17 protein-coding genes are annotated in these 20,538 nt (G+C 50.3%); 9 read left to right on the top strand and 8 right to left on the bottom strand.

Annotated elements, in window-relative coordinates; all coding sequences use genetic code 11:
- Positions 1-62: 62 nt before the first annotated feature.
- From M975_RS00260 to M975_RS00250, 3 genes are all read right to left on the bottom strand, one after another.
- Positions 63-818, bottom strand: coding sequence for a 1-acylglycerol-3-phosphate O-acyltransferase (locus tag M975_RS00260; RefSeq protein ID WP_064556589.1), 756 nt, complete (start codon positions 816-818; stop codon positions 63-65).
- An 80-nt stretch (positions 819-898) separates the two neighbouring features.
- Positions 899-3,169 (bottom strand): DNA topoisomerase IV subunit A, encoded by a 2,271-nt coding sequence (gene parC / locus M975_RS00255; protein WP_064556588.1) that lies wholly within the window; start codon positions 3,167-3,169, stop codon positions 899-901.
- A gap of 286 nt (positions 3,170-3,455) precedes the next feature.
- Positions 3,456-3,860 (bottom strand): YgiW/YdeI family stress tolerance OB fold protein, encoded by a 405-nt coding sequence (locus tag M975_RS00250; RefSeq protein ID WP_034460999.1) that lies wholly within the window; start codon positions 3,858-3,860, stop codon positions 3,456-3,458.
- 194 nt (positions 3,861-4,054) lie between these two features.
- On the opposite strand from M975_RS00250, the gene qseB reads away from it, so the two are divergent.
- From qseB to M975_RS00215, 7 genes are all read left to right on the top strand, one after another.
- Entirely contained in the window at positions 4,055-4,714 is a 660-nt protein-coding gene (gene qseB / locus M975_RS00245) for a quorum sensing response regulator transcription factor QseB (RefSeq protein ID WP_064556587.1), read from the top strand.
- Positions 4,711-6,066, top strand: coding sequence for a quorum sensing histidine kinase QseC (gene qseC, locus M975_RS00240; protein WP_064556586.1), 1,356 nt, complete (start codon positions 4,711-4,713; stop codon positions 6,064-6,066). Before qseB ends, qseC begins: the two co-directional genes overlap by 4 nt.
- Positions 6,067-6,187: 121 nt before the next feature.
- The gene (locus M975_RS00235) at positions 6,188-6,769 is read left to right on the top strand and encodes an NAD(P)H-dependent oxidoreductase (RefSeq protein ID WP_064556585.1); all 582 of its coding nucleotides are present in this window, start codon (positions 6,188-6,190) and stop codon (positions 6,767-6,769) included.
- Positions 6,770-6,799: 30 nt separating this feature from the next.
- On the top strand, positions 6,800-7,117 hold the full coding sequence (locus M975_RS00230; RefSeq protein WP_064556584.1) for a putative quinol monooxygenase: 318 nt from the start codon (positions 6,800-6,802) through the stop codon (positions 7,115-7,117).
- Between the two features lie 144 nt (positions 7,118-7,261).
- Positions 7,262-8,182, top strand: a complete 921-nt coding sequence (locus M975_RS00225; RefSeq protein WP_064556583.1) for a LysR family transcriptional regulator — start codon at positions 7,262-7,264, stop codon at positions 8,180-8,182.
- A 451-nt stretch (positions 8,183-8,633) separates the two neighbouring features.
- Positions 8,634-12,560 (top strand): autotransporter outer membrane beta-barrel domain-containing protein, encoded by a 3,927-nt coding sequence (locus M975_RS00220; RefSeq protein ID WP_064556582.1) that lies wholly within the window; start codon positions 8,634-8,636, stop codon positions 12,558-12,560.
- A gap of 273 nt (positions 12,561-12,833) precedes the next feature.
- The gene (locus M975_RS00215) at positions 12,834-13,484 is read left to right on the top strand and encodes a helix-turn-helix domain-containing protein (protein WP_064556581.1); all 651 of its coding nucleotides are present in this window, start codon (positions 12,834-12,836) and stop codon (positions 13,482-13,484) included.
- 82 nt (positions 13,485-13,566) lie between these two features.
- On the opposite strand, the gene parE is transcribed toward M975_RS00215, so the two are convergent.
- From parE to nudF, 5 genes are read right to left on the bottom strand one after another with little or no spacing between them, the layout of a single operon-like run.
- On the bottom strand, positions 13,567-15,462 hold the full coding sequence (parE, locus tag M975_RS00210; RefSeq protein WP_064556580.1) for a DNA topoisomerase IV subunit B: 1,896 nt from the start codon (positions 15,460-15,462) through the stop codon (positions 13,567-13,569).
- 44 nt (positions 15,463-15,506) lie between these two features.
- Entirely contained in the window at positions 15,507-16,082 is a 576-nt protein-coding gene (yqiA, locus tag M975_RS00205; protein WP_064556579.1) for an esterase YqiA, read from the bottom strand.
- Positions 16,082-16,909: a 3',5'-cyclic-AMP phosphodiesterase gene (gene cpdA / locus M975_RS00200; protein ID WP_064556578.1), complete on the bottom strand. Its 828-nt coding sequence runs from the start codon at positions 16,907-16,909 to the stop codon at positions 16,082-16,084. Before cpdA ends, yqiA begins: the two co-directional genes overlap by 1 nt.
- 25 nt (positions 16,910-16,934) lie before the next feature.
- Positions 16,935-17,357 (bottom strand): DUF1249 family protein, encoded by a 423-nt coding sequence (locus tag M975_RS00195; RefSeq protein WP_064556577.1) that lies wholly within the window; start codon positions 17,355-17,357, stop codon positions 16,935-16,937.
- A 2-nt stretch (positions 17,358-17,359) separates the two neighbouring features.
- Positions 17,360-17,992 (bottom strand): ADP-ribose diphosphatase, encoded by a 633-nt coding sequence (gene nudF, locus M975_RS00190; protein ID WP_064556576.1) that lies wholly within the window; start codon positions 17,990-17,992, stop codon positions 17,360-17,362.
- A gap of 207 nt (positions 17,993-18,199) precedes the next feature.
- On the opposite strand from nudF, the gene tolC reads away from it, so the two are divergent.
- Both tolC and M975_RS00180 read left to right on the top strand, forming a co-directional pair.
- Entirely contained in the window at positions 18,200-19,699 is a 1,500-nt protein-coding gene (gene tolC / locus M975_RS00185; protein ID WP_280643756.1) for an outer membrane channel protein TolC, read from the top strand.
- 159 nt (positions 19,700-19,858) lie between these two features.
- Entirely contained in the window at positions 19,859-20,533 is a 675-nt protein-coding gene (locus M975_RS00180; RefSeq protein WP_064556574.1) for a DUF1190 family protein, read from the top strand.
- Positions 20,534-20,538: the final 5 nt, after the last annotated feature.

Here is a 20,538-nt window from a genome sequence, read left to right as displayed (position 1 = left end):
AAACTCCATGTGAAACTGAATATCATAGGGTGGTACAAAACGTACCGCCAAAATAAAAGCGATCAGCTCGCCTGCTTTTTCTCAACTCGGCCGGAGGCTTCACGCTCCGCGACTTCTTTATCTAATTCGGCGATTTTTTCCCTCATGATATCGCGGCAATGAGTCGCGAGTTTACGCGCCTGATCTTTGCCATAATCACTGATATCAATAGGATCCAGCATTTCGACAATCACCAAACCGTTATTCCAACGGTTTAGCTTAATTTTATTGCTGGTATTGGAAACACACACCGGAATAATGGGGACGCCCGCAGCAATGGCGGCATGGAACGCGCCGGTTTTGAACGGCAACAGGCCACGACCACGGCTACGCGTGCCTTCAGGGAACATCCAGACCGAAATTTTACGTTTCTGAATTTGCGCCACCACCTGGGAAATGGTGCTGAGTGCTTTGGCGCGATTGTCACGGTCAATCAGCATATTTCCGGTTAACCAGTAGATTTGGCCAAAAAAGGGAATCCACAGCAGGCTTTTTTTCCCGACGGTCACGGTCGGCGGCTGCACAATGCTCGCCGCTGTCACCATGTCGAAATTATTCTGATGGTTACAGATATAAATCGCCGTCGGGTGATTTTCATAACCTTCCGGTAAACGGGTTTCGACTTTCAAACCAAACACAGGCGCCATGCGCCCAAACAGATGACCAAAAGTGGCAACATGGCGCGGGTTACGTGGGCTGAACAGGCAATAAATACAGCCAAAAATGCTCACCAGGATGCAATAAATGATAACGATAATAAAACGTACGATGGATAGCATAACAACCTCAAAAGCCTAAACCGCTGACAAGTATGACTTGCTTTAGCGTTTCTGGCAGCATCGCTGCCGCCAGATTTCAATTACTCTTCGCTGTCACCCACACTGGCGCGAAGCGGAGAATCAACTTCAACACGATCAATACGTTGCAGGCCACGCATCAGCGTACCGCGACGACCGCGTTCTCCGGTTATTTTCTGTAGCTCTTCCGGGCGAAGTTTAATTTTGCGCTTGCCGACATGCAACGTGACGGTACTTTGTGGCGGCAAGACAAACAGATGTGCCACTTTGTCTTCACCTTTCGCCGCTTCCGCAGAAGGAATCGAGATGATTTTATTACCTTTGCCTTTCGAAAGCTGCGGTAAATCGCCCACCGGGAACATCAACATACGACCAGCCGCAGTAATCGCCAGCAGCAAATCGTCAACGCTTGAGATCTCAATTGGCGGCATCACTTTCGCGTTTTCCGGCAAAGAGATTAGCGTTTTACCCGCACGGTTGCGCGACACTAAATCGTTAAAGGTACAGACAAAGCCATAACCGGCATCAGAAGCCATCAGCAGTTTTTGGTCGTCTGGCGCCATTAAGACATGCTCAACAACAGCTCCCGGCGGCGGTGTCAGTTTACCGGTAAGGGGTTCGCCCTGCCCGCGCGCAGACGGCAGCGTAATAGGGTCAAGCGCGTAGCTACGCCCGGTAGAGTCGATAAACGCCACCGGCTGGTTGCTCTTGCCTTTAGCACAACCCAGGAAGCTATCACCCGCTTTGTAGTTAAGCCCTTGCGCGTCGATATCATGACCTTTCGCGCTACGGACCCACCCCATTTGCGACAGCACAATGGTGACGGGCTCTGACGGCGTCATATCGTGCTCGCTCATCGCTTTCGCTTCGCCGCGCTCACGCAACGGTGAACGGCGATCGTCGCCATAAGCGTCGGAATCTGCCTGCAACTCTTTCTTCAGCAAGGTATTCATTTTGCGTTCAGACGCCAGAATGCCCTGCAATTGATCACGCTCTTTTTCCAGCTCGCTCTGCTCGCCGCGAATTTTCACCTCTTCGAGTTTCGCGAGATGACGCAATTTCAGCTCAAGGATAGATTCAGCCTGCGTTTCGCTTAATTCAAAGCGCGACATCAACTTCGGCTTCGGCTCATCCTCAGTACGAATGATATGAATCACTTCGTCAATATTGAGGAACGCCACCAGCAAACCTTCGAGGATATGCAGGCGTTTGAGCACTTTTTCGAGACGATAGCTAAGACGACGGCGTACCGTTTCACGGCGATAAACCAGCCATTCGGTCAAAATTTCCAGCAGGTTTTTCACCGACGGACGGTTATCCAGGCCGATCATATTGAGGTTAATGCGATAGCTTTTCTCAAGATCGGTGGTGGCAAACAGGTGGTTCATCACCTGCTCAACGTCGATACGGTTGGAGCGTGGAACAATCACCAGACGTGTCGGGTTTTCGTGGTTCGACTCATCGCGCAAGTCTTCAACCATTGGCAGCTTTTTAGCACGCATCTGGCTGGCGATTTGCTCAAGCACACGCGCACCAGAAACCTGGTGCGGCAATGCGGTAATCACCACATCGCCATCTTCTTTTTTCCACACCGCGCGCATGCGCACAGAACCACGGCCATTCTGGTAGATTTTGCGGATCTCAGCACGCGGGGTGATGATTTCAGCTTCGGTTGGGTAATCCGGCCCCTGAACAATATCCAGCAGTTCATCAAGCGTGGTTTTCGGCTGGTCAATCAGGGTCATTGCCGCTTTCGCCACTTCACGCAAGTTGTGCGGAGGAATATCCGTTGCCATGCCGACAGCGATGCCGGTAGTGCCGTTAAGCAGAATATTTGGCAGACGCGCAGGCAGCATTTTCGGCTCTTGCATGGTGCCGTCAAAGTTCGGCACATAGTCAACCGTCCCCTGCCCTAACTCACCCAGCAAGACTTCAGCATATTTCGACAGGCGCGATTCGGTATAACGCATCGCGGCGAAGGATTTCGGATCATCCGGTGCCCCCCAGTTACCCTGGCCATCAACCAATGGATAACGATAGGAGAACGGCTGCGCCATCAATACCATCGCTTCGTAGCAGGCGCTGTCGCCGTGCGGATGGTATTTACCCAGCACGTCACCAACGGTACGAGCTGATTTTTTGAATTTAGCGCTGTTGCTTAATCCCAACTCTGACATCGCATAGACGATACGACGCTGTACGGGCTTTAAACCATCGCCAATGAACGGCAGAGCACGGTCCATAATGACGTACATGGAATAGTTGAGATACGCATTTTCCGTGAATTCGTGCAGCGCAAGGCGTTCTGCACCATCATGAGTTAAATCACTCATTAATTATTCATCCTCAAACTGACGAGCCGAGTGTGGCCACATACCCTAAATAATTCGAGTTGCAGAAAGGCGGCAAACTCAGGAATCCCCAAGAGCTTACTTAAGTAAGTGACTGGGGTGACTGAGTGCAGCCAACGCATCTGCAGCTTGAAGTATGACGGGTATAAACGGCGTAATTGCCGCCGATAGTACATTATATGGCAGTCGTAGTCACAGATGAGTGCGCATCTTTAAGAGAAGTGGGGAGAGAGGAAATGAGCCGCAAATAGCGGCTCATGGGGGGGATTTATTTTACTTTGGTAATTTGCTTCACGTCGATTTCAACAGAGTTCCAGTCCTTATCGACTTCCCCTTGAATCTCAACCGTATCTTGCGGGGTGATGGTCTGGCCGTTCCAGCGCTTATGGTCGATATCAACATTAATCGTGCCGGATGTGTCACGGAAGATGTAATGGTCACCACCGATGCGTGACTCAATCTTACCGCGCAAAGTTACCCAGGTATCGTCAGACAATGATTTCGCCTGCGTAGCCGTGGTGTTGCTACCGCTTGGGCCAACAAAACCGCCCGCCGTTTGTGTTTGCGTGGTGGCCGGTGCAGCATTCGGATCAGAGAACCCGCCCTGATTTGCAGCCAGTGCAGGTGCTGCGGTAATAGCGAGGATAGTCATAATAGCGGCTATTTTTTTCATCTTTTTGTTCCTTTTATGAATGATGTTCTGAGTGCTATTTAACTGCGTAGATCTTAACGCGATCTTAATTATTCGCCATCACAACGCATATTTTATAAAAATGTCACCCAACTTCAACCATCGCACTATTCCTCTGTACAAGCTGGTGGCTAACGTTATTTACTTGCAGGCAACGGCTAATAAGGGACAGCTTTATGCGAATATTACTGATTGAAGACGATAAGCTGATTGGCGACGGATTAAAAGCCGGGCTGACGAAAATGGGCTTTACCGTCGACTGGTTTACCGATGGCCTTCAGGGTCAGTCAGCGCTGAGTTTAGCCCCCTACGACGCGGTCGTACTGGATTTAAGCCTGCCGGGAATCGATGGGCTGGATATCTTAAAAACCTGGCGCCGTCATGGCCGAGCCGAACCGGTGTTAATTCTCACCGCGCGTGACGCGCTGGAGCAACGGGTTGAGGGATTACAGCTCGGCGCCGATGACTACTTGTGTAAACCCTTCGCGTTAATAGAAGTTGCCACCCGGCTGCAGGTGTTAATTCGCCGTAACCACGGCCAGGTTCAATCAACGCTACAACATGCCGGCGTTGAGCTGGACCCGATTAAATTAACCGTGACCCGCGACGGCGAACCGTTGCAGCTAAAACCAAAAGAATTTGCCTTGCTGGAATTATTTATGCGTAACGCAGGGCGCGTATTACCGCGATCGCTTATTGAAGAAAAACTTTATAACTGGGACAACGACGTTTCCAGAAACGCGCTGGAAGTTCATATCCACCATTTGCGCCGCAAACTCGGCAGCGATTTTATTCGCACGGTGCACGGCATCGGTTATACGTTGGGTGAAGCATGATAAAAAAGCTCACCCAAAGTTTACGCGCCAGATTAATTGCCGGGTTTATTTTACTCACCCTGGTGGCGTGGGTTGGCGCAAGCCTCGCCGCATGGCAGCAAACCAGTAAAACCCTTAATAAGCTGTTTGATACTCAGCAAGTGCTGTTTGCCAAACGCCTCAGCGCATTAGAGCTTGATGGCGTGCAAAGTGATACGCAGTTACCCCGCACCAAAAAAATGATTTCGCATCACCGCGGTAAGCAAGATGATGACACCCTCGCTTTCGCCATTTATAGCGCCAACGGGCAGTTGCTGCTAAACGACGGCGACAACGGCAGATACCTCAGCTATCGCTATCAGCGTGACGGGTTTATTGATGGCAAACTGGCAGGCGATGACGATCTCTGGCGCATGGTGTGGGTGACAACGCCCGACGGAAAGTACCGTATTGTGGTGGGCCAGGAATGGGAGTACCGCGAAGACCTGGCGCGGGACATCGTTTTGTCCCAACTCACGCCGTGGCTAATCGCTTCGCCGGTGATCCTGCTGATGCTGGTGTGGCTGGTGAGTCGCGCTCTTGCCCCACTCCATAAACTGGCGCATCAGTTGCGTAGCCGCAAACCGGACGATGCCAGCGAACTGCCGACGCAAACGCTGCCGCAGGAAGTGCGCCCTTTGGTCATGGCGCTTAACCAGCTATTTACCCGCACCGGGGAATTTATGCAGCGCGAGCGGCGCTTTACCTCTGATGCCGCACACGAACTGCGCAGCCCGCTCGCCGCATTAAAAGTTCAGGCTGAGGTGGCACAGCTTGCACAAAATGACGAGCCGGTTCGCGAGCATGCGCTGAATAATCTGAGTTCAGGAATAGATCGGGCGACCCGCTTGGTCGATCAACTGCTCACTTTATCGCGCCTCGATTCTTTAGCCGGTCTGGACGATGTGCAGGACGTAGCTTTTCAGTCGCTACTGCAAAATGCGGTGATGGACGCATATCACGAGGCCCAGCGTGAAGGCATTGATATTCGCCTTGATGTGCAAGACCCAAACGTGAAACGCCAGGGCCAACCGCTGCTGCTAAGTTTGATGGTCAGAAACGTGCTGGATAACGCCGTGCGTTACAGCCCGCGTGGCAGCGTAGTCAATGTCGTTCTTCAGAGTCACGAAATCACGATCATCGACAACGGTCCGGGCGTTAGCCCTGAATATCTGGCCTCACTGGGTGAACGCTTCTTCCGCCCGCCAGGCCAGGAAAAAACCGGCAGTGGTTTGGGGCTATCCATCGTCAGGCGAATCGCTGCATTACACGGTATGCAGGCGCTATTTTTAAACACTACCCACGGTGGGTTTCAGGTACAGATTCGCTGGTAAAAAATGATTCAGTCCGCTGATTATTGCGTTTTTAGCAAAAGTCTTTGCCTGTATACGGCATTTAACTGTGACATCCATCACGGTAAACTCCGCGCCAGACGCAATTATTCGAGGACTAACTATGAGCAACATCCTGATTATCAATGGCGCGAAAAAATTCGCCCATTCTAACGGCCAACTTAACGACACCCTGACCGACGTCGCGGAAAGCTTTTTGCGCGACCTCGGGCATGATGTTCAGGTCACCCGCACCGACAGCGATTACGACATAAAAGAAGAAGTCGAAAAATACCTGTGGGCTGATACCGTGATTTATCAGATGCCAGGCTGGTGGATGGGCGCACCATGGACCATGAAAAAATACATCGATGATGTATTCACTGAAGGCCACGGTTCACTGTATGCCAGCGATGGTCGTACCCGTTCTGACGCAGAGAAAAAGTACGGTTCCGGCGGCCTGATTCAGGGCAAAACTTATATGCTGTCATTGACCTGGAATGCCCCGCTGCAAGCATTTGAAGATAAAGAACAGTTCTTCCACGGTGTTGGTGTGGATGGTGTTTACCTGCCATTCCACAAAGCTAACCAGTTCCTTGGAATGGAAGGTCTGCCGACGTTTATCGCCAACGACGTGATGAAAGCGCCTGATGTCCCGCGTTTTATCGCGCAATACCGCGAGCATCTGGGCCAGGTTTTTGCTTAACTGTCTTATGTCGACAACAAGGAGTTGAACATGATTACAGTAATAGCTGAAATTCGTACCCGTCCTGGTGTTCACCATCGCCAGGCTGTACTGGACGCGTTTGCAAAAATTATTCCTGATGTGCTCGAAGAGGAAGGCTGCTTTGGTTATGCGCCACTCATCGACCATAACGCACAAGTCGCGTTCCAGACTACTGCACCAGATTCTGTGTTTATGCTGGAAAAATGGGAGAGCGTGGCTCACCTGGAAGCTCATCTGCAAACACAACACATGAAAGATCACAGCGTCACTGTTAAAGACGACGTTCTGGACGTTCATATCCATATTCTGGAAGACGCAATTAAGTAATTGGGTTTTCCGAATGATTAAAGGGGGTGGATTTCATATCCGCCCCTTTTTTGTCTCTGCATTGTAAATCCTGCTCTGAGCCATTCACGTTGGAAAAATACTGCTAAGCTATTCTTTCATCAACGTTCTCAGCAAGGTCAGCGCATGCCAACGAAAACGGTTTCCGATAAAATCATCAACCTTGCCGCCTTTAATCTGAATCTTTTAACCACCTTCTGTTTGATCTATTCCACGCGCAGCATTACCGAAGTGTCTGAGATCCTTGATGTGACACCTCCTTCTATTAGCCATGCCCTGCGTAAACTACGCCTGCACTTTGCCGATCCTTTATTTATTCGCCACGGCAATACCATTGCGCCAACGGTATTTGCAGATGACCTCTATGTTAAACTGAAGCAATCCCTGGAAATAATGAGTGACTCTGTCGACCGGAGTAAAAAAACAAATCATCGAGAAACCGTGGTGATTTACTCGCCTTTCTCAGTCGCCATACATGACTTGTCCGGTACGGTATTAAAAATAAAAGAAGCAAAATTAAATTATAAAATAAAATACATCGAAACAATTCTTGGCATTCCAGATGCGGTCGGCCTGCTTAATTTACGCAAAGCGGACATTGTTTTCTCCGCAACGCCTGTTATTAATACGACGCTAACCAGCATTCTGTTTCGCGATTTCACCCCAGTATTGGTCTGCCGCGAAGATAACCCCTTTAAAAAGACCACGATTAATATTGATGAGTTAAAGCAATTGGATATGGTCAGCCATTTAACCGGCGATGAAATGATTTATCAAAGAAAACAATCGCTGCTGGCGACCTTAAAAGATGCACACATTGTATTTGAAACAAATTCAATCATGATGCTTCTCACGCTGTTATCCGAGACAGATTGCGTGGGGTTCCTCACACCCGAAGCCTTTACTCGCTATCAGGTACTTTTCAGGCTAAGACAGTTAACTCCACTATTTTCGCTACAGCAGATTAACGTGTATTTGGTTTACCGTAAAGAGATGGAGAAAAAGGCCAGTTTTATGAAACTACTTGAGGCTATTAAGGGAAGTTAACTGAGCAGAAACAAAGTATTGCCTTTCAACATTACAAGGATGCAATAGAAATAAATCCGCAATTAACACCACGTAATACCCTCAAAGCAAGCTGCACGTATAATGACCAGCGCACAAGACCACCAGAGTTAAATATTTATATTCAACACATCTCCTCATTATATTTACGATAGATTGCCGAATTTATCGCTGGTGATTATTCATTTACGCACAGCTACTAACATGAACATCCGAAATATTGGTTCATGGAGGAATTCGCATGAAAATTATTAAGATATCCCCCTCACATCTCCAGCAAAACAGACGAAAAATAATTCTTAAAACATCAGCAACCCTGGTCGCAGGTGTCCTGAGCTTTGGTTGTATAGATACCCGCGCAGAAACTTTGGTCACGACCTCCGGAAGCATTGGAATTTGCACCCGAGGTTTGTATGTCGATGAAACGATAAAAATGAGTGCTGCCAATACCGCAGGCATCAAAATTGGCGACGGCGGCACGGTTTCACTGAGCAGGGGCAGTATTAAAAACAACGCAATCTCTGCGGCGGGATCAAAAGATCAGGTTGGTGTTTATGTTTTTGATGGCAGTAGTGTTGTCCTTACTGACAGCACGGTCACGCTTGATCCCAAGACCGCAGCAGGAACCATTGTCACCGCACATGACATGACCGCTTTGGTCGCAAAGTCAGGTGGGCGACTCAGTCTGGAGAACTCCACGGTCACGGTGGGCGGCAGCGCCAAGGGGAATAACAATTTTGGCATCGTCGTTGATGGCCTGAACAGCGTGCTTCATGCGGAAAATAGCTCAATTACTACTGCGGGTGTGTCAGCCTATGGCATCAAACTAGAGAATGGCGCAGCGCTGAGTTTGACTGAAACCAGCCTCACAACCAGCGGAACGAATGGGCACGGGATCTTGCTGGATGGCGCGGTCAGCAGCGGCACAATATCCGGTGGCAGCATTCAAACCACTGGCAAAGGGGCGACCGGAATCTGGGCACGCAATGGCGCAAGCGTGTCGTTGCAACAAGGCACCAGCATCAATACTGCAGGAGCAGCCATTAATGTGGCTTCACCGCTGAATAATGAAAAAGTACTCAGCATTAGCCATACCTTACTGGCGAGCGATAGCGGGACTTTTATCGACGCGCGGGGCGTATCTTTGAGTATTTCGGCGACTGCCACCAGTGCCAGCGCGGCAAGAGCTGAGAATAATGCCCGTATTGATCTGCAGGACAGCACCATTGTCAGCAACGCTGTGGCTACCGCTGCAACCAGCACCGCTGCCCTTCATGCCTTGTCAGGGGCAACGATTGCCGGCTCAAACCTCACGGTTAACGCCACAGGGAACTATCAGGGCGGTGGCCGCGCTGAGGGCTCTGGCAGCTCAGTTTCTGTAAGCAACAGCAATATCTCAATCACTGGCGCAGGTGGCTCAGAAGCGGCATCAACGGCGGCGCGCGCAATGTCTGGCGGCTCGGTGCAAGTAACCGACTCAAAAATGACCACAACAGGCATGCAAAGCCATGGGGTTTCCGTTGAAGGTGCGGGTTCAAAAGCTCAAGTCAGCGGCACAACCATCGAAACCTGGGGCGCACGCAGTTCCGGGGTCAATATTATCAATGGGGCAACCGCTGGCATCACCCATTCCACTATCAAAACTTCAGCTCCTGATAATGCAACCGGCCCATGGGGACCAGGCATATTGCTTCAGGGAGCGGGGTCAGTGCTAAGCCTCACCAACAGTGAGGTCAGCACCACACAAAAATCCAGTATGGGTATCAGTGCCGCCAACGGCAGCCGCCTGGAAGTGATTGACTCTCAAATTACCACCTCCGGGAACTACGGCTCCGGTATTGCTGTAGCTAATACCACAGCGACGATAACCGGCACCCATATCAATACATCCGGTAATGACAATGCGATGGGGATTGTAGCGGACGCCGGAGCCACCGTTACGGTGACAGATGGCAGTATCGTCACATCAGGTAATGGCTCAACCATACAGTCTAATCTCACTTTCCCACACGCAGTCGCCTCACGTAACCCTGGCTCTTTACTGGCAATTGAAGGGACGAGTCTTCTGACCCGGGGCACTCAAGCCTATGGTGCCACCGCCGATGACGGTGGCAATATCATCCTGAAAAATGTGTCGGTCAAAACGCTGGGGGATAATTCAGTCGGTTTGTATGCAGGAATTGGCGCAGCAAAACCGGGCAGCGTCAGTTTGTCAGCCAGTAATGTCACGGTCGAAACGCTGGGAAATAATGCAACGGGTGCTTTTGTTGGGCGCAAGTTTAAAACCGAAACGGCTGAAATGGCGCTTAATAGCGTCACGTTAACCACACATGGCGACAATTCGCGTGGAGTCTGGGCAGAAGCGGGGGCGGAATTAACGACCACAAACTCAGTCATACGAACCGCAGGCGCGTTGTCGCACGGCATACTCGCCAGCAACGGCGGGAATGTTGTTACCCAAAATACGGTGGCAGTCGCGCAAGGTGCTGGTGCGGCGGCGCTGGCTGTTCAGGGCTCAGAAATCTATCCCGGCAAGGCTACGCTCAATAACAGTATTCTTAACAGCGAGCATGGCTATGGCATTGAAACCAAAGGCTATGCTGATGTTGATATGCATAACAGCCGTGTTAATGGTGAAAGCCAATGGCTACAGGTGAAAAATGGAGCTGGTGCGTTGCAAGGTAACGCCTCAGTGGATATGTCGGGAAGTATTGTCACGGGTTCGGCACTAACCGAAGCGGGAGCCAGGTCTGGGGTGTCATTAAACAATACCAGCCTGTGGCTTTTAACCGGAAACTCGGTGCTTAGCGATCTCGCCAACAATCACAGCCTGATAAATTTCAGCGCTCCTGAAAACAGCCAATACAAAACGCTGACGGTGAATAACTACCACGGCGATAACGCAACAATTGCACTAAACACCCATCTGCATGACGACGATTCGCCCACGGATCAGCTCGTTATTAATGGCGGACTTGCTGATGGCTCCACCAGCCTGAAAATTACCAATACCGATGGCAGCGGTGCCCTCACCCACGGCAATGGTATCAAGGTCGTCGATGCGATAAGCGGAGCGACTACTGCAACCGAAGCATTCAGTTTGCTCAGTAAGATTAAAGCGGGGCCTTATGAATACTTGCTTTACCGCTCAAGCGTTGATGAAAGCAATGAACAAGCCTGGTATTTGCGTTCTCATAACACTGTGCTGGATGACGTTAAGCAGGATGATCCACCGCCACCAGCCCCTGAACCAAATCCAGATCCCGTAACTGAACCGGGCGATACACCGGTCGTCACCCCTCCGGCTACAACTGAAGCTGAAAAGCCACAACCACCGCAGGCTCCTGCACAACCGCAGCGAACTGTCGAAGTCCCGAACTACCGTGCAGAAACCTCGCTGTATCAGGACATCCCACAACTGGCTTTGCTTTACAGCCGAATGCTGGTCGATAGCCTGCATGAACGCACCGGGGAACAGTTCGCCAGCCCGGAAAAAATCACTCAGGCCACGGAGTCCCCACAGATGAGCTGGGGGCGAGTGGTGTTTAAAAATGGGAAATCTGATTTTGACGGGCCGCAGTCGCGCTTTACGCTTAATGCCATTCAGTTAGGGATTGATTTGTATCGGGAAAGCAAAGACGACGGCAGTTCGAATTTTGCAGGTGTGCTGGGAAACATCGGCAAAATTAACAGCAAAGTCACTCACACTGACGGTGAAAACGCAGGCCGAAATACGTTGAAGTCGTGGGGAATCGGCGGCTACTGGACACACTTCACGCCTGCAGGAAGTTATCTGGATGCCGTTGCCCAGTACAACCGGCTGTATATTGAATCCAGCCCGACCGATCTCAACCCACTTAAAACCAAAGGCTATGCGGTTAGCGCCTCACTGGAAGCGGGTTATCCCTGGCAGCCAGACGAAGAGGTTCAGCGCTTTATTGAACCCCAGGCACAGTTGATTTACTCAACGGTCAGGCTGGATAACACCCACGATGAAGCGTCCGGGGTGAATTTCAGCAATGCCGATTCCCTTACCGGGCGAGTTAGCCTGCGTTTCCACCAGACGTGGAATCATGATGATGCGCAAAAAGGTCAGAAAAATCGCACCCGCACTACCGCATGGTTGCGCCCAGGGGTAGTGCATGAATTCAGAGGGGAAACGAAAACTCACTTCGCCTCGCAGGACGGGTACATTCCGTTTGTCACCAATGGCGCGGGAACATGGGGGCAGTTAAATGCAGGTGTTGACCATCAGATTAATCAGTCGGTTTCGTTTACCGGCTCATTAAGCATTGAGAAGTCATTTGCAGGTAACAGCATCAATTACGGCGGGATTGTAGGGGTGAAAATTAAGTTCTGACAAACCGAGCCTGGTGGTAAAACTCATCATGATTAATGCCGCTCACGCGGCATTATGAACCGTTTCTGGAGAAGTGCCGGTGTGGAAATATGTGAAGGGAACCATAAAGCTTATTTTCTATGAACTTAATGATTTGTTCTTAATGTCAGGTACTTTTGTATACCGCTATGGTTTAACCCGCAGAAATGAATGAAGAGCATGGTTTTTTTCCGATGCTACAATCAACTATATAACTCTTTTTAGTCTTATTTCTTAAAAGCTTGGGTTCAGACGATGCAAAATATAAAAGATATGACGCCGGTGACACTTCGCGATTTCAAACCTGTTGAAGATATCGATATCCTGGTCAACTCACTTACCCCCCATGCTACCTTTGTTTCTGCACGTAAAGGCCAACGCTTTAACTTTATCAATAGCAGTCAAACATTGTGTTATATGTTTGAAGAAGGGAGTGTAACGGTTCATCGTGCCCGTGATGGGCGGGTGATAAGTTCAGCAATAGGGCCAGCGCTGCTAGGCACTACCAACTACGTTATGGCGCACGACGCAACTTACATTACGATTAATCAGCCCATGCAACTGGGCATTATTCCTATGGAGGTACTGTCGAAGCAATTAGAAGCGAATAATTTATGGCGGGAATTTTCTCAGTTACTGCTATTTACCATCAGTCATTTCCAGCATCATAACCTCAGCCAGGTGGCACCGACTTCATACGAAAAAATACGCACCCATATTCTTGCGTTAAATAGTGAGCCTGATGAAGTCAAAAGCAAAACTAACATGGCACGCTACATTCAGGACAGAACGTTACTGTCTCGTAGCCACGTGATGATGATGATTTCGGCGCTGAGAAAGGGGGGGCATATTACGGTGGAGCGCGGGATATTGATCAGTGTCGCTTCATTGCCAATGAAATTTTAATCTCACCCGAGCTATTTCTTTTGGCGTAAGAAATATAGTGCCTCTATTTAAAATATAAATACTTAAAGTAGAGGCACAGTGATTAGACGTCGAGATCCGCCATATCGCCTTTATCCTGCAACCAGTTACGACGGTCTTCAGAACGCTTCTTCGCCAGCAACATGTCCATAATTGCCATTGTTTTATCGTTGTCTTCATCGTCAATGGTGAGCTGCACCAGGCGGCGAGTGTTTGGATCAAGCGTGGTTTCACGTAACTGTAGTGGGTTCATTTCGCCCAGCCCTTTAAAGCGCTGCACGTTTGGCTTCCCTTTCTTACGCTTAAGCTGCTCAAGCACGCCTGCTTTTTCTTCTTCATCCAGCGCGTAATAAACTTCTTTGCCCAGATCGATACGGTACAACGGTGGCATCGCGACATAAACGTGACCACCACGAACCAGGGAGCGGAAGTGGCGGACGAACAAGGCGCACAGCAGTGTTGCGATATGTAAACCATCGGAGTCCGCATCCGCAAGGATACAAACTTTGCCGTAGCGTAATTGGCTTAGATCTTCGCTGTCCGGATCGATACCTATCGCCACAGAAATATCGTGCACTTCTTGCGAGGCCAGAACTTCGTCGGACGAAACTTCCCAGGTGTTGAGGATCTTACCTTTCAGCGGCATGATCGCCTGATATTCGCGATCGCGTGCCTGTTTGGCAGAACCGCCTGCGGAATCCCCTTCCACCAGGAACAATTCGGTACGGCTCAAATCTTGCGCAGAACAGTCAGCCAGTTTGCCAGGCAATGCCGGGCCGCTGGTCAGTTTCTTACGTACCACTTTTTTAGCGGCACGCATACGGCGCTGAGCGCTGGAAATCGCCAGCTCTGCGAGTTGCTCCGCAATTTGAATATTCTGGTTCAGCCACAAGCTGAATGCGTCTTTCACAACACCAGAAACAAAGGCTGCGCACTGGCGTGATGACAGACGTTCTTTCGTTTGCCCGGCAAACTGCGGATCCTGCATTTTCACGGAAAGCACGTAAGCACAGCGTTCCCAGATATCTTCAGCCGACAGCTTCACGCCGCGCGGCAGTATATTGCGGTATTCGCAAAACTCGCGCATTGCATCAAGCAGGCCCTGGCGCAAACCGTTGACGTGCGTGCCGCCCTGCATCGTTGGGATCAAGTTAACGTAGCTTTCCGTTAGCAGTTCACCGCCTTCCGGCAGCCATAACAGCGCCCAGTCTACTTGCTCAACGTCACCGGCAAAGTTGCCGACAAATGGCGATTCAGGAAGCGTAGGCAGGCCGTTTATCGCTTCGCACAGATAATCTTTCAGGCCATCCTGGTAGCACCAGCGCTGCTCGGTATTGTTCACTTTATCGGTAAAAGTGATCTCCACACCGGGGCAAAGTACCGCTTTGGCTTTCAGCAAATGGCTTAAACGGGAAACTGAAAAACGTGGGCTGTCAAAGAAAGAAGCGTCAGGCCAGAAATGGACACTGGTGCCGGTATTACGTTTGCCGCAGGTGCCGACTACCGCCAGTTCCTGGACCTTGTCGCCATTTTCAAACGCGATGCTGTAAACCTGCGCATCACGGCGAACGGTGACTTCAACACGTTTGGACAAGGCGTTAACCACCGAAATGCCCACGCCGTGCAAACCACCAGAGAACTGGTAGTTTTTATTGGAGAATTTACCGCCTGCGTGCAGACGGCAAAGAATGAGTTCTACAGCCGGAACGCCCTCTTCCGGGTGGATATCAACCGGCATGCCGCGGCCATCATCAATAACTTCTAATGACTGATCGGCATGGAGAATAACATCAACACGCTTCGCATGGCCTGCCAGCGCTTCATCCACGCTGTTATCAATGACTTCCTGGCCCAAATGGTTTGGACGGGTGGTGTCGGTGTACATCCCGGGACGGCGGCGAACAGGCTCAAGCCCGGTGAGTACCTCAATGGCATCGGCGTTATAACTGGATTGCGTCATGGTTTATTCGTTCAGATTGCGAAACAGGAATTCAACTTAAGGCCTCAGTGCAAGCCAAGGAAGTCGACGATCTGTGTGAAATAATCTTCGAAGCCTACAAAGGCATGATTGCCACCGGATTCTACCGTCTGGCGACAGGGGGTGTAGTACGCCACCGCCTGGCGGTAATCAAGCACTTCGTCACCCGTTTGTTGTAACAACCAGATGAGATCCGGCGCTTCTAACGGGTCAACTTGCATGACTTTAAGATCGTAAATATGGCGAGACTCTAGCACATATTGCTGCCCGGTGTAGGGGTTCTCGTTGGTGCCAAGATAATCGACCAGCAATTCAAAAGGCCGTACCGCCGGGTTTACCACTACCGCTGGCAACATAAAACATTGCGACAACCAGGTGGCGTAATACCCCCCCAAAGAGGAGCCAACTACGCCCAGCGGTTCACCGCCGTGTTCCAGCACCAGCGACTCCAGCAACTCTGCCGCATCAGCAGGATACGGTGGGAGTTCGGGTATAACCATCTTGATGTGCGGGTGGTTCTGCGCAAGCCACGTTTGCATGCTTGTGGCTTTGGCTGAACGCGGCGAACTATTGAAGCCGTGTAGGTAAAGTAGCGTTGACATCAATAGCCTTCTGAAGCGGTGTCTGGGTTGAAAACCGCACCTTTCAGGCGGCAAACCTCAGTGGTCACTTCGCCATTGGGGTGAAGTTCCAGCCAACGCCAGCCAGGCTCGATGGTATCGAGAGTGAAATTGGCACAGTGAGGCTTGAACTGGACGCAGGTCGATGGCGTCGCCAGCATACGCCTGCCATTCCAGTCGAGATCTAACTCCTGGTGAATATGCCCACAAACCAGCGTTTTCACTTTCGGGAATTTTTGCAGCACGTTATCAAGCTCTGCGGCATTGCGCAGGCTATGTTGGTCAAGCCAGCTACAGCCAGCCGGTACCGGATGATGATGCAGCAGTAAGAGTGTGTGGCGTTCAGGCGCACCGGCAAGTTTGCGCTCTAACCAGTCGAGCTGGTAGTCGCTCAGTTCACCGTGCGGAACACCAAAGACTTGACTGTCTAACAACAAAATTTGCCAGCTGTCGCCAAGGAACACTTGTTTTGCAGGCGAGATCCCGGCTTCCAGTAACGAGCTGAACATTGCGGGTTGAAAATCATGGTTCCCTGGCAGCCAAACACAGGGCGCAGGGATCCCCGCAATGCCTTCAACAAAGTGCTGATAGGCTTGCGCGCTATGGTCCTGGGCTAAATCCCCAGTCGCAACAATAAGATCATAGTGACGCTGCTCGGCAAGGATGGCGTCAACAACCGCCTGATAGCTCATCCAGGTATTGATACCAAGCAGCGTTTCATTCTTTCCAGAGAACAGGTGGGTATCTGTAATTTGCAAGATCCTGATCTGGCCCCCACCGGCCACAGGAAGATTTAATAGGCTTTCCAAATGGTGTCCTTAGGTTTCACCGCGACTAATAAACCGGAACCGCCATCGCTCCATGCGCCAAACAAAATCGTAACCAGTCGGCCAGAAACTGGTTAATTTGATGCTTTTCGTCGCGTTGATGCAACTTTTTATTAGGATAATCATAACGCGCTTTGAAACGAAAGATCTGCTGACTTGAACACACTTCCGCGACCATGGCGTCATGGTAAAGCCTGACCGACATCGAAGGCAGGCTCCAGTAGCTCACCGCCGGGACAGTTTGTTCAATTTGAACGAGTGTTGTGTAGCGAGTCGATTCAAGGATGGTGAGTCGATATTGGGCGCTACTCACCTGATATGTGACTTTGTCCCCGACTTCATCATTAGGAGGAAGCAGGCGTCGTAGTTGCGCAAAGTTTGTTTCGCACAGGCGCATCATTTCAGGGAAGTCAGGTGTATAGCGCTTCATATTTAATTGTTCCACTCTTCTCTTAATTTCTCATGATGCAATTGCAGCCAAAGCAGTGCGATGACTGAAGCTGCGTTGTCGATTTTCCCTTCTTCAACTAACTGATAAGCCTGTTCCCGGCTCACGACATGAACACGAATATCTTCGTTTTCATCTGCCAGACCATGTATACCCTGCGCGTTCGAAGCATCAACTTCTCCCACCAGGATAGATAAACGCTCGCTGGTTCCACCCGGACTTGCCAGGTAGTTGATAACCGGTTTGGTTCGACCCACGACCAAACCTGCTTCTTCCACGGCTTCACGGCGTGCCACGCCTTCGACGCTTTCACCCTCTTCAATCATGCCCGCGACCAGTTCGAGCAACCACGGGCTTTCGCTGGTGTCATACGCGGCAATTCGAATCTGTTCTATCAAGACAACTTCGTCTCGCACAGGGTCATAGGGTAGCAGCACAGCAGCATGCCCGCGTTCTAAAATTTCACGGCGGACCTCGCCACTCATTTCTCCATTAAACAAGCGATGACGGAAGCGATAAAGATCTAGCGAAAAAAAACCGCTATAAAGCGTTTCCCGTGCAATAATTTCAACATCGTTTTTACCTAACGTGACAAGTTGATCTTTTTGCTTAGTCATGGGGGGTTCCTGATATTTTTATGGTCATGAAATGGCTCAATTCAAGTCTGTATGACTGCCGTTTCATTTCCAATATGGTAGATTGATGAAAATTAAGGGCAGATGGCACATTACGCCAAGCAGCCCAGCTGGCAGACTCTGCTAGAATCGGCGATCATTTTCGGCTCTTGTCAGCGCTAACAAACAATTTCTGCTTCACAACAAGGAATGCAAATGAAGAAACTGCTCCCAATTCTTATCGGTCTGAGCCTAACGGGTTTCAGTGCCATGAGCCAGGCAGAAAACCTAATGCAGGTTTATCAGCAGGCACGTTTAAGCAACCCGGACTTGCGTAAATCCGCTGCTGACCGTGATGCCGCATTCGAAAAAATTAACGAAGCACGCAGTCCATTACTGCCACAGCTCGGCCTTGGTGCTGATTATGAATACACCAATGGGTTTAGTGATTCGAATGGCATCGATTCCAGCCAAACCAGTGGTTCTTTGCAATTGACGCAAACCATTTTTGATATGTCAAAATGGCGTGCGCTGACCCTGCAAGAAAAATCAGCCGGTATTCAAGACGTCACTTATCAGACAGACCAACAAACCCTGATTCTGAATACTGCAACAGCCTATTTTAACGTGCTGAGCGCCATTGATGCGCTGTCCTTCACTGAAGCACAGAAACAGGCTATTTATCGCCAGTTAGACCAAACCACGCAGCGCTTTAACGTAGGCCTGGTCGCCATTACTGACGTACAGAACGCCCGTGCACAATACGATAGCGTATTAGCAGACGAAGTGACCGCACGTAACAATCTGGACAACTCAGTAGAAACGCTGCGCCAGGTCACCGGTAACTACTACCCGTCTCTGGCTTCACTGAATGTTGACGGTTTTAAAACCAACAAGCCTGATGCCGTGAATAACCTGCTGAAAGATGCAGAAAAGCGCAACCTGGCATTGTTGCAAGCGCGTCTGTCTCAGGACTTAGCTCGTGAGCAAATCCGCTACGCTGAAACTGGCCATATGCCAACTGTTGGCTTAACCGCTTCTACTGGCGTATCTGATACCACTTATAGTGGTTCTAAAACCACCACCAGCAGCCAGGCATATAACGACAGCAACATTGGCCAGAACAAAATCGGCATAAACTTCTCGTTGCCACTGTATAGCGGCGGTTCTGTGACTTCCCAGGTGAAACAAGCGCAATACAACTTTGTTGGCGCAAGTGAGCAGCTGGAAAGCGCGCACCGTAGCGTTGTACAAACGGTTCGTTCTTCGTTTAACAACGTGAACGCGTCAATCAGCACCATCAACGCTTACAAACAAGCGGTTGTGTCTGCCCAAAGCTCTTTAGATGCAATGGAAGCAGGTTACTCTGTGGGTACTCGTACCATCGTTGATGTGTTGGATGCGACAACTACGTTGTACAACGCTAAACAACAGCTCTCCAGCGCTCGTTATAACTACCTGATCAACCAGCTGAATATTAAATCAGCACTGGGTACGCTTAACGAACAAGACCTGGTTGCGTTGAACGGAACGTTGGGCAAACCTGTTCCAACTACCGCTGAAAGTGTTGCTCCAGAAACGCCAGACCAGAATGCTCGTGCAGATGGCTACTCAGCCGATACTGCCGCCACCACTGAGCCTGCGACGCCCGCAAAAGCGACTCCAGTGTCAGCAACAGGTAATAAATCAGCTAACCCATTCGGTAACTGATCATAGTTTTGTGGGGCGTGGCAACACGCCCCCGTCACAACTTACGCATTCGAACGTAAGGCAAAGTAAAGATCCCCCTCCAAACTGCCGTCATCGCTTTAATTTCAACCATTCATCCCCTATTCTAAGCACCATAACCACTGGGCTCAGGACAGAACAATGAAACGGACAAAAATCATAAACCACGCATCGTTCCGCAAAAGCTGGAACGCACGCCATTTGACGCCGGTCGCACTGGCGGTTACCGCTGTGTTTATGCTTGCCGGTTGCGAACAAAATGACGAAACAGTTTCCATGTATCAAAACGCGGATGACTGCTCACAAGCCAATCCAGGCAAAAGTGCTGAATGTACAACTGCCTTTAACAGCGCGCTGAAAGAAGCAGAACGTACTGCACCTAAATACGCTTCACGCGAAGAATGTATTGCTGAGTTTGGTGAAGGCCAATGCCAGCAAGCGCCTGCACAAGCCAGCATGGCAGGTGAACAAGCTCAGGCTCAGCCACAACAAAGTGGCAGCTTCTGGATGCCACTGATGGCGGGTTACATGATGGGTCGTCTGATGGGTGGCGGTGCGGGCTTCGCGCAACAACCGCTATTTAGCTCAAAGAACCCGGCAAGCCCGGCTTACGGCAAATATGCTGATGCCAGCGGTAAGAGCTATGGCGCGGCAACACCAGGCCGCACAACCACCGTTCCAAAAACGGCAATGGCACCAAAACCAGCCACCACCAGCACAGTAACGCGTGGCGGCTTCGGCGACTCCGTCGCTAAGCAATCAACGATGCAGCGCAGCAACAGCGCAACAGGTTCTTCTCGCTCCATGGGTGGCTAAGAAAT

The sequence above is a fragment of the Buttiauxella brennerae ATCC 51605 genome, from assembly GCF_001654925.1.
Classification (GTDB): Bacteria; Pseudomonadota; Gammaproteobacteria; order Enterobacterales; family Enterobacteriaceae; genus Buttiauxella; species Buttiauxella brennerae.
Note: the sequence above shows the minus strand (reverse complement) of the source record. Positions and strands in the feature narration are given on the sequence as shown.

Bases quoted from the DNA above. Each gene is read 5' to 3' on its own strand.
- parE (WP_064556580.1), bottom strand. From the start codon at position 15,462: ATGACGCAATCCAGTTATAACGCCGATGCCATTGAGGTACTCACCGGG.
- M975_RS00250 (WP_034460999.1), bottom strand. From the start codon at position 3,860: ATGAAAAAAATAGCCGCTATTATGACTATCCTCGCTATTACCGCAGCA.
- M975_RS00220 (WP_064556582.1), top strand. From the start codon at position 8,634: ATGAGTGCTGCCAATACCGCAGGCATCAAAATTGGCGACGGCGGCACG.
- M975_RS00215 (WP_064556581.1), top strand. From the start codon at position 12,834: ATGCAAAATATAAAAGATATGACGCCGGTGACACTTCGCGATTTCAAA.
- M975_RS00195 (WP_064556577.1), bottom strand. From the start codon at position 17,357: ATGAAGCGCTATACACCTGACTTCCCTGAAATGATGCGCCTGTGCGAA.
- tolC (WP_280643756.1), top strand. From the start codon at position 18,200: ATGCAAATGAAGAAACTGCTCCCAATTCTTATCGGTCTGAGCCTAACG.
- M975_RS00235 (WP_064556585.1), top strand. From the start codon at position 6,188: ATGAGCAACATCCTGATTATCAATGGCGCGAAAAAATTCGCCCATTCT.
- parC (WP_064556588.1), bottom strand. From the start codon at position 3,169: ATGAGTGATTTAACTCATGATGGTGCAGAACGCCTTGCGCTGCACGAA.
- M975_RS00180 (WP_064556574.1), top strand. From the start codon at position 19,859: ATGAAACGGACAAAAATCATAAACCACGCATCGTTCCGCAAAAGCTGG.
- M975_RS00260 (WP_064556589.1), bottom strand. From the start codon at position 818: ATGCTATCCATCGTACGTTTTATTATCGTTATCATTTATTGCATCCTG.
- nudF (WP_064556576.1), bottom strand. From the start codon at position 17,992: ATGACTAAGCAAAAAGATCAACTTGTCACGTTAGGTAAAAACGATGTT.
- qseC (WP_064556586.1), top strand. From the start codon at position 4,711: ATGATAAAAAAGCTCACCCAAAGTTTACGCGCCAGATTAATTGCCGGG.
- M975_RS00230 (WP_064556584.1), top strand. From the start codon at position 6,800: ATGATTACAGTAATAGCTGAAATTCGTACCCGTCCTGGTGTTCACCAT.
- qseB (WP_064556587.1), top strand. From the start codon at position 4,055: ATGCGAATATTACTGATTGAAGACGATAAGCTGATTGGCGACGGATTA.
- M975_RS00225 (WP_064556583.1), top strand. From the start codon at position 7,262: ATGCCAACGAAAACGGTTTCCGATAAAATCATCAACCTTGCCGCCTTT.
- yqiA (WP_064556579.1), bottom strand. From the start codon at position 16,082: ATGTCAACGCTACTTTACCTACACGGCTTCAATAGTTCGCCGCGTTCA.